Origin of the sequence: Mycolicibacterium sp. lyk4-40-TYG-92 (assembly GCF_030209435.1) — a bacterium.
Taxonomy (GTDB): domain Bacteria; phylum Actinomycetota; class Actinomycetes; order Mycobacteriales; family Mycobacteriaceae; genus Mycobacterium.
In genome coordinates this window covers 541648-553746 of the sequence record NZ_JARVRX010000001.1, presented here as the reverse complement: position 1 = coordinate 553746, position 12099 = coordinate 541648, and the positions used below count along the sequence as shown (strand labels likewise).

Annotated in this window: 16 protein-coding genes; 5 read left to right on the top strand and 11 right to left on the bottom strand. The window is 66.8% G+C overall.

Features of this window, described 5'->3' with window-relative positions:
* Nucleotides 1-33: 33 nt before the first annotated feature.
* On the bottom strand, nucleotides 34-420 hold the full coding sequence (locus QRN63_RS02735) for a pyridoxamine 5'-phosphate oxidase family protein (protein ID WP_285029097.1): 387 nt from the start codon (nucleotides 418-420) through the stop codon (nucleotides 34-36).
* A 16-nt stretch (nucleotides 421-436) separates the two neighbouring features.
* The gene (locus tag QRN63_RS02730; protein ID WP_285029096.1) at nucleotides 437-1765 is read right to left on the bottom strand and encodes an aspartate aminotransferase family protein; all 1329 of its coding nucleotides are present in this window, start codon (nucleotides 1763-1765) and stop codon (nucleotides 437-439) included.
* Nucleotides 1766-1893: 128 nt separating this feature from the next.
* Here QRN63_RS02730 and QRN63_RS02725 point away from each other — a divergent pair, with 128 nt between their 5' ends.
* Nucleotides 1894-2274 carry a nitroreductase family deazaflavin-dependent oxidoreductase gene (locus QRN63_RS02725; protein ID WP_285029094.1) on the top strand — a complete coding sequence of 127 codons (381 nt, stop codon included), beginning with the start codon at nucleotides 1894-1896 and terminating at the stop codon, nucleotides 2272-2274.
* Here the strand turns inward: QRN63_RS02725 and QRN63_RS02720 are convergent.
* Complete coding sequence (locus tag QRN63_RS02720) at nucleotides 2271-2663, bottom strand: carboxymuconolactone decarboxylase family protein (RefSeq protein WP_285029092.1); 393 nt, start codon at nucleotides 2661-2663, stop codon at nucleotides 2271-2273. The genes QRN63_RS02725 and QRN63_RS02720 overlap by 4 nt on opposite strands.
* A gap of 157 nt (nucleotides 2664-2820) precedes the next feature.
* On the opposite strand from QRN63_RS02720, the gene QRN63_RS02715 reads away from it, so the two are divergent.
* Both QRN63_RS02715 and QRN63_RS02710 read left to right on the top strand, forming a co-directional pair.
* Nucleotides 2821-3162 carry a DUF485 domain-containing protein gene (locus tag QRN63_RS02715; RefSeq protein ID WP_502888069.1) on the top strand — a complete coding sequence of 114 codons (342 nt, stop codon included), beginning with the start codon at nucleotides 2821-2823 and terminating at the stop codon, nucleotides 3160-3162.
* The gene (locus QRN63_RS02710) at nucleotides 3162-4793 is read left to right on the top strand and encodes a monocarboxylic acid transporter (protein ID WP_267318806.1); all 1632 of its coding nucleotides are present in this window, start codon (nucleotides 3162-3164) and stop codon (nucleotides 4791-4793) included. The genes QRN63_RS02715 and QRN63_RS02710 overlap by 1 nt, the downstream gene beginning before the upstream one ends.
* A gap of 34 nt (nucleotides 4794-4827) precedes the next feature.
* Here the strand turns inward: QRN63_RS02710 and QRN63_RS02705 are convergent, their stop codons facing one another.
* Together QRN63_RS02705 and QRN63_RS02700 are read right to left on the bottom strand one after the other, a co-directional pair.
* Entirely contained in the window at nucleotides 4828-5376 is a 549-nt protein-coding gene (locus tag QRN63_RS02705; protein WP_285029091.1) for a DUF5994 family protein, read from the bottom strand.
* Nucleotides 5373-5636: a hypothetical protein gene (locus tag QRN63_RS02700; RefSeq protein ID WP_267318804.1), complete on the bottom strand. Its 264-nt coding sequence runs from the start codon at nucleotides 5634-5636 to the stop codon at nucleotides 5373-5375. Before QRN63_RS02700 ends, QRN63_RS02705 begins: the two co-directional genes overlap by 4 nt.
* Before the next feature lie 260 nt (nucleotides 5637-5896).
* On the opposite strand from QRN63_RS02700, the gene QRN63_RS02695 reads away from it, so the two are divergent.
* Both QRN63_RS02695 and QRN63_RS02690 read left to right on the top strand, forming a co-directional pair.
* Nucleotides 5897-6646, top strand: a complete 750-nt coding sequence (locus QRN63_RS02695) for a TetR/AcrR family transcriptional regulator (protein ID WP_285029089.1) — start codon at nucleotides 5897-5899, stop codon at nucleotides 6644-6646.
* 24 nt (nucleotides 6647-6670) lie between these two features.
* Nucleotides 6671-7774: a fatty acid desaturase family protein gene (locus QRN63_RS02690; protein WP_285029087.1), complete on the top strand. Its 1104-nt coding sequence runs from the start codon at nucleotides 6671-6673 to the stop codon at nucleotides 7772-7774.
* Between the two features lie 346 nt (nucleotides 7775-8120).
* Here the strand turns inward: QRN63_RS02690 and QRN63_RS02685 are convergent, their stop codons facing one another.
* The 6 genes from QRN63_RS02685 to QRN63_RS02660 form a co-directional block, all read right to left on the bottom strand.
* Complete coding sequence (locus QRN63_RS02685; RefSeq protein WP_267318801.1) at nucleotides 8121-8732, bottom strand: TetR/AcrR family transcriptional regulator; 612 nt, start codon at nucleotides 8730-8732, stop codon at nucleotides 8121-8123.
* A complete protein-coding gene (locus tag QRN63_RS02680) occupies nucleotides 8722-9609 on the bottom strand; it encodes an oxygenase MpaB family protein (protein WP_285029084.1) in 888 nt (295 codons plus the stop codon). Before QRN63_RS02680 ends, QRN63_RS02685 begins: the two co-directional genes overlap by 11 nt.
* 73 nt (nucleotides 9610-9682) lie before the next feature.
* A complete protein-coding gene (locus QRN63_RS02675) occupies nucleotides 9683-10894 on the bottom strand; it encodes an acyl-CoA dehydrogenase family protein (protein ID WP_267318799.1) in 1212 nt (403 codons plus the stop codon).
* Between the two features lie 10 nt (nucleotides 10895-10904).
* On the bottom strand, nucleotides 10905-11147 hold the full coding sequence (locus QRN63_RS02670; RefSeq protein WP_285029082.1) for a hypothetical protein: 243 nt from the start codon (nucleotides 11145-11147) through the stop codon (nucleotides 10905-10907).
* Nucleotides 11144-11644, bottom strand: coding sequence for a transport-regulating membrane protein Mce1N (mce1N, locus tag QRN63_RS02665; protein ID WP_285029079.1), 501 nt, complete (start codon nucleotides 11642-11644; stop codon nucleotides 11144-11146). The genes QRN63_RS02670 and mce1N overlap by 4 nt, the downstream gene beginning before the upstream one ends.
* A complete protein-coding gene (locus QRN63_RS02660; RefSeq protein ID WP_267318796.1) occupies nucleotides 11641-12045 on the bottom strand; it encodes a hypothetical protein in 405 nt (134 codons plus the stop codon). The genes mce1N and QRN63_RS02660 overlap by 4 nt, the downstream gene beginning before the upstream one ends.
* Between the last annotated feature and the right edge of the window lie 54 nt (nucleotides 12046-12099).

Sequence of the window (12099 nt, the reverse complement as noted above, 5' to 3'; positions counted from 1 at the left end):
CGAGCCGTCGCTGCCCGCCACTGCGGCCGCCGCCTACTGCTGCGGCGTCAGCTTGAAGACCGGGTGGTCGGCATCGTCGGGCAGCTCGCGCCAATACTGCTCGACCACCTTGCCGGCCAGCGGCCGGTACGCCGCGATGATGGGCGCCCGGTCCGCGACCGGTACCTCACTGGCCAGGTAGTTCTTCTTACCCAACGCCACCACCGGGTTCTCCCGGACGTTCTTCACCCACGCCGACTCACCGCGCGTCGACACCAGGTACTTCACCCCGTCGACCTCCGGTACGACGACCGGGATGCGCTGCGGCAGATGATTCGAGCTTCGGGTGACCGTCAGCGTCTGGCTGCCACCGATACCGGTCAGCCGCGCAATCGGGTTGAAGACCTTGACGACGAACCACGGCGGCTTGAGGTAGGCCATGGCCAAAAGCCTATGGCTATACCGCGCTCAGCGCATCGTCCAGAATGTCCAGCCCGCGCTTGGCGTCGTCGATGCTGATGTTGCACGGCGGCACCAGGTGGAAGCGGTTGTAGTTCATGAACAGCAGCAAGCCGTTCTGCTTGGCGCGCGCGTTGATGGCGCCCATCTCGGGAGACGACCCGCCGTACGGTGCCAGCGGCTCCTTGGTGGCGCGGTCCTTGACCAGTTCGACGGCCCAGAACACACCGAGACCGCGGACGTCGCCGATGATGTCGTGCTTCTCGGCCAGCGCCGCCAGGCCCGGACCGAAGACGTCGGTGCCGATCAGTTCGGCGTTCTCGACGATCTTCTCGTCGTGCATCGCGGTGATGGTCGCGACGGATGCCGCACACGCCAGCGGGTGGCCCGAGTAGGTGAGCCCGCCGCCGTACGGCTGATCCAGGAAGCGCTCGAGGATCTTGTCGCTGACGATGACGCCGCCGAGCGGGACATAACCGGAGTTGACGCCCTTGGCGAACGTGATGAGGTCTGGGGTGACGCCGTAGTTGTCCAGCGCGAACCACTTGCCGGTGCGGCCGAAGCCGGCCATGACCTCATCGAGGATCATCACGATGCCGTACTGGTCGCACAGCTCGCGCACGCCCTGCAGGTAGCCGGGCGGCGGCGGCATGATGCCGACGGTGCCGGGCACCGACTCGAGGATGATCGCCGCGAACGCGGTCGGGCCCTCGAACTCGATGACCGACCGCAGGTGCGCCAGCGCGCGCTCGGACTCTTCCTCCTGCGTCAGCGAGTTGAACTGGCTGCGGTACAGGAACGGGCCGAAGAAGTGCGTGGTGCCCTCGGTGCCGTAGTCGTTGCCCCAGCGGCGGACGTCGCCGGTCAGGTTCACCGTCAGCGCGGTACCGCCGTGGTAGCTGCGGTACGTCGACAGTGTCTTGTAGCGGCCGGAGTACACGCGGGCCATGCGGATGGCGTGCTCGACGGCGTCCGCGCCGCCGTTGGTGAAGAACACCCGGTTGAAGCCCTCGGGAGCGACCTGACAGATCAGGTCGGCGGCCGTGGCACGGGCCTCGTTGGCGTGCTGCGGCGCGATGGTGCACAGCTTGGCGGCCTGCTCGGCAATGGCGGCGACGACCTTGGGGTGCTGGTGACCGATGTTGGTGTAGACGAGCTGGCTCGAGAAGTCGAGGAGACGGTTGCCGTCACCGTCGATGAGGTAGCTGCCCTCGGCGCCGGTGAACACCATCGGGTCGAGCTTCCCCTGGGCCGACCACGAGTGGAATACGCGGCTGCGCTCCAGGTCATAGATCCGGCGGGCGTCAGCGTTGGCGGGCGCAGGCATGCATTCCTCCTCGAAGATGGGATCAGCGGGTTACGGGCTGGTGTGCGACACCACGTCGTCGCCGCTACCGGTCGGTAACTTTACTCGCTCCCCTGGCCGCCCCAACCACGATGGCGCACGATGGGGACATGCAGATTCCGCAGTCGGTCGCACGATTCAATCGCCGGGTCACCAACCCCATCCAACGGCTGTGGGCCGGCCGCGCGCCGACCTTCGGCATCCTCGAGCACGTCGGGCGCAAGTCCGGCAAGACGTTCCGCACGCCGCTGACGGTGTTCACCACCGCCGACGGCTTCGCCGTCCTGCTGACCTACGGCCCCGACCGTGACTGGCTCAAGAACATCACCAAGTCCGGCGGCGGCAAGCTCACCCGGCGTGGTCAGACGTACAACGTCGTCGACCCACGCGTGGTGAGCAAGGAGGACGCCGCCCCGCTCATCACCGGATCGCTGCGTAAGGTGTTCCCGCGCTTGCCTTTCGAGCAGGCGGTGCTGTTGCGCCGGGCCTAGTCCGGGCGCGTCTCGTCGAGCACCTGCTGGACGACCCGCATCGCGCTCAGCGCCGCGGGTGCCCCGCAGTAGCCCGTGGCGTGGATTATCGCCTCGACGATCTCATCCCGGGTGAGGCCGTTGTTGAGGCCGCCCCGGACGTGTCCGGCGAGTTCCTCGTGGGCGCGCAGCGCCGTCAGCATGCCGAGGTTGAGCAGGCTGCGGTCGCGACGGCTCAGGCCCGGACGGTTCCACACCGCATCCCAGACATGCTCGGTGACGAAGCGCTGGATCGGTTCCGACTCGGTGCCGGCGGTGCGAGCCAGTGCGCGGTCGACGAACTCGTCGCCCATCACCTGGCGGCGGGTGGTGATTCCGGCGTCGAATGCCGAAGCTCGCTCGCTGGTCATCTCTGGGCCTTTCTCTCGAGGTCGCTGCGGCCGACCGTAGCGCAGCGCCGCGGCGACCGAATTCGGTGAACAGAACGCGATACCGGTCGCGAGTGACCCAGCTCTCAATTAGGTTCATGCCCGATCCACCCTCACAGCCAACTGTCAGGAGCCCTCGGTGCCCGAAACCGACCGTCCCGAGAGGGTTGCCCCCACCGGGGAGCAGTTCCTCGCCATGCAGGCCAGCCCCGAGTTCCAGGCATTGCGAACCAGGCTGCGCCGCTTCGTGTTTCCGATGACGGCGTTCTTCCTGCTGTGGTACGGCCTCTACGTCGCGCTGGGCGCCTTCGCCCATGACTTCATGGCCATCCGGGTGTTCGGCAACATCAACGTCGGACTGCTGATCGGGCTGGGCCAGTTCCTGACCACGTTCGTGATCACCGGGCTGTACGTGCGCTTCGCGGGCCGGGAACTCGACCCGCGGGCTGCGGCCATCCGGGAAGAACTCGAGGGCGCCTGATGAACAACACGGTGCTCGCCGCCGCAACCGTCGGCAATCCCGCCGCCAACATCGGCATCTTCAGCGTGTTCGTCGTCGTGACGATGGTCGTGGTCATCAAGGCCAGCAAGCGCAACGCCACCGCCGACGAGTTCTTCACCGGCGGCCGCGGTTTCTCCGGCCCGCAGAACGGCATTGCCATCGCCGGGGACTACCTGTCGGCCGCGAGCTTCCTCGGCATCGCCGGTGCCATCGCCGTCTACGGCTATGACGGCTTCCTGTACTCCATCGGCTTCCTGGTCGCCTGGCTCGTAGCGCTGCTGCTGGTCGCCGAATTGCTGCGCAACACAGGCAGATTCACCATGGCCGACGTGCTGAGCTTCCGGCTCCGGCAGCGCCCGGTCCGGTTGGCGGCGGCCACCTCGACGCTGACGGTGTCGCTGTTCTACCTCCTGGCCCAGATGGCCGGGGCGGGCGGCCTGGTCGCCCTGTTGCTCGACGTGAAGAGCCGCGGCGGCCAGTCGATCGTGATCGCCGTCGTCGGCGTCCTGATGATCGTCTACGTGCTGGTCGGCGGCATGAAGGGCACCACGTGGGTGCAGATCATCAAGGCCGTACTGCTGATCACGGGCGCCGCCCTGATGACCGTCATGGTGCTGAGCAAGTTCGGGTTCAATTTCTCCGACATCCTCGGCTCGGCGCAGTCGGCGATCTCGCACGCCACCACCAAGGGCGTCTCCAGCCGCGATGTGCTGGCCCCCGGTGCGCAGTACGGCGGTTCGCTCACCTCGAAGATCAACTTCATCTCACTGGCGTTGGCATTGGTGCTCGGCACCGCGGGCCTGCCACACGTGCTGATGCGCTTCTACACCGTGCCGACCGCGAAAGAGGCTCGGCGGTCGGTGGTTTGGGCTATCGCACTGATCGGCGCCTTCTACCTGTTCACGCTGGTGCTCGGCTACGGAGCCGCCGCGCTCGTCGGCCCCGACCGGATTCTCAAGGCGGCCGGGGGCGTCAACTCCGCGGCCCCGCTGCTGGCATTCGAACTCGGCGGGGTGGTCCTGCTCGGCGTCATCTCGGCTGTCGCGTTCGCGACGATCCTCGCGGTCGTCGCAGGCCTGACCATCACGGCGTCGGCGTCGTTCGCGCACGACATCTACGCGTCAGTCCTCAAGTCGCACAACGTGACCGAGCAGGAGCAGGTGCGGGTGTCCCGGATCACCGCGGTCGTGCTGGGCGTGTTCGCGATCGGCCTCGGCATCCTGGCCAACGGTCAGAACGTGGCGTTCCTGGTGGCGCTGGCGTTCGCCGTGGCGGCCGCCGCCAACCTGCCCACGATCCTGTACTCGCTGTACTGGAAGCGGTTCAACACCCGCGGCGCGCTGTGGAGCATGTACGGCGGCCTGATCTCGACCATCGTGTTGATCGTGTTCTCCCCCGCGGTGTCGGGCAGCAAGACCGCGATGATCCCCGATGCGGACTTCGCGTTCTTCCCGCTGGCCAACCCGGGCATCGTGTCCATCCCGCTGGCGTTCGCCCTCGGCATCGTCGGCACGCTCACCTCGTCCGACACCGGGAATCCCGAAATCGACGCCGAAATGGAAGTGCGGTCACTAACCGGGGTAGGCGCGGAAAAGGCGATCACGCACTGAGTTTCGACCGGGTGTCACGGTCGCGGTGCGGACCTCAGCCGGCGACCTGCGCCACCTCAGGACGGGCAACCGTCTCGCCTTCCGACTGCCAACGCTGTTGTGCGGTGGCCGCCTCGGCGCGCCTGTCGCGGTCTTGCGGACTGATCATGAGCAGCCCGTCGATGGTGGCACCGTTGTCCGACTGGGCCGCGGCCATCATCGTGGTGTGGGCGTCGTCAGGGTCCGTGCGTGGCGGGATCACCAGCAGTATCAGGCGGTCACGGTCGTCGTCGAGGCCGCGAACCTCAATGGTGTTGCGCGGCTGCAGCCGGTATCCGTCCAGGCGTACCGCGCGACCACCCGTGGTGAGTTTGCGCGGTGCATTCGCCCAGGCGCCCAGGCGATACGACACGCGATCGATGCGGCCCAGCCGCACCGACAGCACCGCCAACAGATCCGGCAGCTCGCCGGCGAGATCGTCGCTGTGCGGCCACCATGCCCCGTCAACGTATCCGCCATGCGGCGCTTTGGCTTTCAACCGCAACCTCGGCGTGTGCGCAGGCACGGTGCCGTTCTGGTCGTTCTTGCGAGTTTGTGGCGTCATGGCGACGTTCCTTTCGTTACTTCTCTGGTGTCGGCGCGATCCCACTGGGTCGTTGAGCTGTCCAGCGCGGACTGACGCCCCGCTGTGGTGGATGCCGGGCGGTCATCGCCGACATCAGCCGGCGTCGACTCCGGCTGCGCTCTGGGTGACGCAGCACGATGCTTGTTGCGGTTGCTGCCCGCGGTCCACGCGAAACCCGCGATGAGGACCATCGCCACGAAGACCACGAGAGCCGTGAAAACTGTTTTACTGGTAGCCATTTCGGCTCCTAAGGGTTGGCGGCCGGGACGCGCACGCGTACCCGCATCATCGGCAATCTGCCGTGGGTCTCACCGGACCCACGTCCACCGCCACAAGCACCACGGCCGATCCAACGATGACGATCATGACGGCGCCTCAATCCGGTGCTGTACGTCCAGTAGACGCCCTATTCGCACCAATGTCAACAGCGTAGACCTACGTTATAGGCTTACACTGGAGCGATGCCGGAGAGATGCGTTCCAGGAGCGGTGCTTCAGCCATGACGCCACCGCCGAAAGATCCCACGCGTCCGGGGCGCGCGACCCAGGGCACCGCCTCGATCACCGGAGATGGCGCGAGCCGGCCGATCACCCGCGCGGCGGTGCTGACCAGCGCCCTGGAAATCATCGACCGTGATGGCGTCGACGCACTGTCGATGCGCCGCCTGGGCGAGGCGGTGGGCCGCGACCCGATGGTGCTCTACCGGCATGTGTCGAACAAAGCGGCGGTGCTCGACGGTGTGGTCGAGATGATCTTCGAGCAGCTGTCACTGGAGACGCCGGCGACGGACTGGGCTGCCGCCTTACGTCAACTCGGCCACGACTTCCGCGACCTGGCGCGCGCGCACCCCAATGTGGTGCCGTTGTTGGTCACCCGTCCCCTGTCCACACCGCTCGGGATGCGGCCACCGGGAATCCTGCGGCACCTCGAAGAGGTGCTCACACTCCTGACCACGGCGGGTTTCAGCGGAGACGACGCGCTGCATATGTACCGGACGCTGTTCGGGTTCCTCTACGGCCATGTCCTGACCGAACTGCAGGAGATCGTCGAACGTCCCGAGGAAACCGATCACGTGTTGCGGCTCGGGCTGTACCGGCTCCCGATCGACGAATTCCCCCACTTGCGAAACCTCGCCCCGACCTGGGCCCGCTACGACGGGCGGGCCGAGCTCGACCGGGGACTCGACATCTTGCTCAGCGGGCTGGGTGCCCGATTCGGTGTACCCCGGCCTGTGGCCGAGTCACCATAACCACCTTGAATGGAGGTGATCCGGATGGCGATCACCCAAGTAGCTGAATACGCCCATCTCAGCGTGGCAGACCTGGACGCACTGGGAGCCGCGCTGGACGACATCCGTCGCGACGTCGAGAATTCGCGTGGCGCATCCGACCGGGCATACATCGTGCGCACCATCGTGTTTCAGCGCTGCCTGGAACTGTCCGCCCGGCTGGTCATCGCCGTCAGCCGCGGCAAGGTCGGGTCCACGCTCGGCACCACCGCATTGGCCACGGCCAAGGCCATCGAGAACATGGAACTCGGCCACAACATTTGTCACGGTCAGTGGGATTGGATGAACGACCCGGAGATCCACTCGAGCACGTGGGAGTGGGACATGGCCGCCGCCTCCGCGCAGTGGCGCTATGCCCACAACTACCGCCACCACGTGTTCACCAACGTGATCGGCATGGATGACGATCTCGGGTACGGCATCATGCGGGTCACCCCGGACCAACCGTGGGGACCTGGCAATCTGCTGCAGCCGCTGCGAAACATCTTGCTGGCTGCCATGTTCGAATGGGGCATCGCACTGCAGGGCTGGGAGTCCGGGCAAAGAGCCGCGGCCACCGGTGCCGAGAAATCCGCCCACACCCGGGCGCTGATCCGCAAGATCGCCCGCCAGGCCGGAAAGGACTATCTGTTCTTCCCCGCGCTGAGCGTTCGCCGGTGGCGCCGGACAATCACCGCGAATGCGGTCGCCAACCTGGTACGCAACGTCTGGGCCTACGTGGTGATCTGTTGCGGTCATTTCGCCGATGGCACACAGAAATTCACGCCCGCAGCTTTGGCCGGCGAGACCAAACCCGAATGGTATCTACGCCAGATGTTGGGCACCGCGAATTTCCACGCGGGGCCCGTGTTGGCGTTTCTCAGCGGAAACCTCTGCTACCAGATCGAGCATCACCTGTTCCCCGACCTTCCGAGCAACCGCTATGCCGAGATCGCCGTTCAGGTTCGGGCCGTGTGCGCTCGATTCGGCCTGCCCTACACCACCGGACCACTCGCTCTTCAATATCTCCGCACCCTGCGCACCATCTTCACCCTCGCGCTGCCGGATCGCGTTGCGCGCGAACAGGTCTGCGTGCGGGCTAGTCCGTAGGCGAGCCGGTGGGGTGCAGCGCGCAGCCGGCGCCAGGGCGATCGCACCGCCGTTGGTGTGCCAGCCGGTTGTCACGGCAGCAGTCGGCGAACCGGACTCGGCGGCGGATCTTCTCGGCGGCCCGGCGCACGTCGGCTGCTCGGCTCGCCGCGGGTTCGCCGGTCACCAGAAACTGCCTCAGCGCCACGCAGAGCTTCACCGCGGACATCAGAGCCGCACAAGCGCGGCAGCCGAAACGATCATGTCATCGACATCGTGGACGGTCATTTTCCGACCTCACCTATCCCCGATATCCAGTACACGCCCGATTCGACCGCGCTGTCAACCAGCCCTCGACCCCGCCGCTCTATCGCACCGACCCGGCGGACGGCCGGGCCGGCTGATCTCGCAACGCCGGCGGCAGACTGGGCACGAAATGCCTTGCGGCAAAACCGCGAATCTCATCGGCACTGTCCAGTGACTCGACGCTGGGCAGCAGCAGCACCATCGCGGCGTAGCGCAGGATGGTGTCGGCCAGGTCGTTGACCGCCTGCTCGCCGATCCGGTCGGCGAAACCGTCCGGGAAGATCACGCGCAGCGCCGCCGCCATCCGGCCGACCGCCGCCCCGTAATGCCGTTGCATGAGTTCGATGACGAGCGCGGGTTCGTCGGTCATCATCCGGTTCAACACGCGGTGCCGGCGGAAGCGCAGGATCGACAGGGTGAACGCCTCGACGTACAAATTCGATTGCGGTCCAGCGGTTTTCAGCTCATTGGCGATGTCGTCGAACAGCACCACGTTCTCGCGTTCGACGACGGCGGCCACCAGTTCGTCGCGGTTCGCGAACCGCCGGTAGATGGTGGTGCGGCTGACGCCGGCGCGGCGCGCCACGTCGTCGAGGGCAACCCGACGGAAGCCGTGTTGCTCGAACTCGACGAGCGCGGCGTCGAGGATGGCGGCCGTCGCGTCAGCGGGCACGCGCGTACCCCTGCTGCGCAAATTTGTTGTACCGCAACGACATCGGCAACCGGTCCCACACCCAGTTCACCGGCCTGGTGCGCCAGGCGGCGGCGAACAACTGGTAGGCACGCTCTTGCCGGTCGGACCAGGGCAGCTCCAGCAGGTCCCGCGCTCGCGGCGGGAGTCCACCGGTGGTCAGGAACGCCGCGACGGGGTTGAACACCACGGCGATAACACGCCACACCGCCGGGTTGACGGCCTTGGGCGCCGGAAAGCCCTTGGTCACATAGCCGACGCCGTACCGCGCCGTCTTGTGCGGCACCGCAACGTCGTTCAGCATCCGCTCCCAGTACTCCTCGAATTCGGCGTAGGTGGCCGGCATCGGCCGGTCACTGACGCCGTAGCGGCGGTACCAGGTCTTGGACTCGAGGTAGATCTGTTCCTTCTCGGCATCGGTCAGCCGCTTGACGAAGGTGTCCGCGAAATACAGCACCTGCTCGACGAACGTCGCGTGCGCCCAGTAGTAGGTCTCCGGGTCGAGCGCGTGGTAGCGGCTGCCGTCGGGCATATCGCCTTTGATCTCGCGGTGGAAGTCGCGGACCTGGGTGCCGGTATTGGCGTTGTCGGTGCCGTAGACGGTGCGGAAGATCGGCGGCAGCGAGCGCTTGATCCGCGCCGAGGTGTCGGCGAAGAACACCGAATGGTCCAGCACACCCTGACCGAGCTGGGCGAGCATGTTCTGCAGCACCGCCGGCCGCGGGCCGATCAGGTACATCCGGTTGTCGCCGAAGTACTTCCACACCAGCGAGTCCGGCCCCAGTGGCAGCGCGTCGGCTTTTTCCGTCGCTCCGCTGGCCCCGTCGACCAGCTCAGACTGTTCCGCAAGTTCGGTCATGCGGAACAGTGTTACAAATTTTGCACTCTGTAACAACCCCTGCGGCAAATGACTCTCTCGCGAGCCGCAGAACCTATTTGAGCGGCAACCCCGTGATCGCGCGGGACATCACGAGCCGCTGAATCTCGCTGGTGCCCTCGAAGATCGTGAAAATCTTGGCGTCGCGGTGCCACCGCTCCACCGGGTAGTCGCGGGTGTAGCCGTTGCCGCCCAGAATCTGGATGGCCTCGTCCGTCACGTAGACCGCCGTCTCGCTGGCGACGAGCTTGGCCATCGAGCCCTCGGCGTTCTCGAACGGCTGGTTGTTGCGCGCCATCCAGCCCGCCCGCCAGACCAGCAGCCGTGCCGCGTCGATCCGGGACTTCATGTCGGCCAACTTGAATGCGACAGCCTGGAAGTCACCGATCTTGCGCCCGAACTGCTCGCGCTCCTGCGCGTACCCCAGCGCGTACTCGTACGCCGCGCGGGACACGCCCAGCGCCATGGCGCCGACGGTCGGACGCGTCCGCTCGAACGTCTTCATCGCGACCTGACCCGCCGAGCTCTTGCCCTCGCGGGTGCGGGCCACCCGCTCCTCGAACTTCTCCCGGCCACCGACGATCAGGCGTCCTGGCAGCCGGACGTCGTCGAGCACGACCTCCGCGGTGTGCGACGCCCGGATACCGTGCTTCTTGAATTTCTGGCCCTGGCTGAAGCCCTTGGTGCCCGGCGGGATGATGAAGCTCGCCTGCCCGCGCGAGCCGAGTTCCGGGTACACCGACGCGACGACGATGTGCACGTTGGCGATGCCACCGTTGGAAGCCCAGGTCTTGGTGCCGTTGAGCACCCATTCGTCGGTCGCTTCGTCGTACCGCGCCCGGGTGATGATCGACGAAACATCTGATCCGGCACCGGGTTCCGACGAACAGAACGCGGCCAGCTTCGGCTCGTTGATGTCGCCGTACATCTGGGGCAGCCACTCGCCCAGCTGTTCCAGGGTGCCGTTGGCCGCCAGCGACGCGGCGGCCAGACCGGTGCCCATGATCGACATCGAAATTCCGGCGTCGCCCCAGAACAGCTCTTCGACGGCGACGGGCATGCCGAGCCCGGTTTCCTCGGCAGTCTGCGCAGCAAAGAACTCCATGGAGTACAGGCCGACCTTGGCCGCCTCCTGCAGGATCGGCCAGGGCGTCTCTTCGCGCTCGTCCCACTCTTCGGCGGCCGGACGGATCACGTCAGCAGCGAACTCGTGAACCCAGTCCCGGACCTGGCAGACGTCAGCGGACAGTTCCAGCGAAAAAGACATGGGCGACACACTACTTGGCGCGCCGCCACCTCGCTGTACCCACTACGGCGAGCACCCCGGCCAGGGCCGCCAGCAACAACGACAACGTGATGAACGACGGGTCATAGAGCACCGACGTCTTCACCGGCTCGCCGGGGATCACCGGCGCCACGTCCGCGATCGACGATGCGGCCAGCCAACTCACCACCGAGCCGACGGCCGCCAGCACCGCGACCACGAGCGCACCGGCGGCCACGAGCCTGTCGCGGCTCATTCGTCGTCATCCTCACCGAGTTCGCGCACACCCAATGCCTCCAGCTGGGCCCGCAACCCCCGATGACGGCGCGCCCACGCCTGCCCGCTGCGCTCACCGGTCAGCTTGACGCCGATCCCCGTGCGCCCGCGCGGAACGCCCGTCAGCTCGCCGAACGCCCGGTACGACTGCCAGCGCGGCACGTCGGCGCCGCGCGCCTCCGGGAACATCCCGACCATGTCCGCGACCCGGACGGACTCGGTGCCCTGCCGCAGGTACTCGGGCGTCAGCTCCACCGAGGTGTGCAGCCGCGCGGCCTTGACCTGCAGCCCCAGGAACCCGGTGACCAGGACGAGGAACACCACCGGCACCAGCGGGTCCAGCCGGTGCGCCGACCACAGCTGCATCGCCGCGATGGAGGCGCCGGAGAACGGGCCGAGGACGAGCCACCACCAACTGGCACCGACCTCGTGGAAGAGAATCTGCTCGGCGTCGGTGTCTGCCGGCGCGTCCGTCATACATGGGCCTTTCCGTCGAACCAGGTCTGCGCCGCCGGCCGCGTGATCGACACCGTCCCGCCGATCAACGGCAGCAGCGCCAGCAACGACAGCAGCTGCGCCACTCCCAGCAGTGCGAGAAGGCCGACGACGATCACGATCGCCATGGACAACGCCACCGCGGCCCGACGAAACCGGTTGTCCCCCGACCGGGCACGGCCGGCGGAAAACGCCATGGCTGCGCCGGCGAGGGCGGTGATGGCACCGAAGCCCAGCACCAGCGCCCGATACCCGGACGGCACCTCGGCGGTGGCGGTCAACATGCCGCCGACCATCAGCAGCACGGCGGCCACCACCCAGCACCAGAAAGCGACGGTCACGGCCTGCGGTCGGACCGGCGAAGAGGGCGTGGGCTCAGTCATATCCGGGCCAGCCTAGCGGGCCACGTGCACATCGACGTCGACCTGGGCACCCAC

Coding starts and splice junctions, on each gene's coding strand:
- QRN63_RS02735 (WP_285029097.1), bottom strand. CDS start 420: ATGGCCTACCTCAAGCCGCCGTGGTTCGTCGTCAAGGTCTTCAACCCG.
- QRN63_RS02730 (WP_285029096.1), bottom strand. CDS start 1,765: ATGCCTGCGCCCGCCAACGCTGACGCCCGCCGGATCTATGACCTGGAG.
- QRN63_RS02725 (WP_285029094.1), top strand. CDS start 1,894: ATGCAGATTCCGCAGTCGGTCGCACGATTCAATCGCCGGGTCACCAAC.
- QRN63_RS02720 (WP_285029092.1), bottom strand. CDS start 2,663: ATGACCAGCGAGCGAGCTTCGGCATTCGACGCCGGAATCACCACCCGC.
- QRN63_RS02710 (WP_267318806.1), top strand. CDS start 3,162: ATGAACAACACGGTGCTCGCCGCCGCAACCGTCGGCAATCCCGCCGCC.
- QRN63_RS02705 (WP_285029091.1), bottom strand. CDS start 5,376: ATGACGCCACAAACTCGCAAGAACGACCAGAACGGCACCGTGCCTGCG.
- QRN63_RS02700 (WP_267318804.1), bottom strand. CDS start 5,636: ATGGCTACCAGTAAAACAGTTTTCACGGCTCTCGTGGTCTTCGTGGCG.
- QRN63_RS02695 (WP_285029089.1), top strand. CDS start 5,897: ATGACGCCACCGCCGAAAGATCCCACGCGTCCGGGGCGCGCGACCCAG.
- QRN63_RS02690 (WP_285029087.1), top strand. CDS start 6,671: ATGGCGATCACCCAAGTAGCTGAATACGCCCATCTCAGCGTGGCAGAC.
- QRN63_RS02680 (WP_285029084.1), bottom strand. CDS start 9,609: ATGACCGAACTTGCGGAACAGTCTGAGCTGGTCGACGGGGCCAGCGGA.
- QRN63_RS02675 (WP_267318799.1), bottom strand. CDS start 10,894: ATGTCTTTTTCGCTGGAACTGTCCGCTGACGTCTGCCAGGTCCGGGAC.
- QRN63_RS02670 (WP_285029082.1), bottom strand. CDS start 11,147: ATGAGCCGCGACAGGCTCGTGGCCGCCGGTGCGCTCGTGGTCGCGGTG.
- mce1N (WP_285029079.1), bottom strand. CDS start 11,644: ATGACGGACGCGCCGGCAGACACCGACGCCGAGCAGATTCTCTTCCAC.
- QRN63_RS02660 (WP_267318796.1), bottom strand. CDS start 12,045: ATGACTGAGCCCACGCCCTCTTCGCCGGTCCGACCGCAGGCCGTGACC.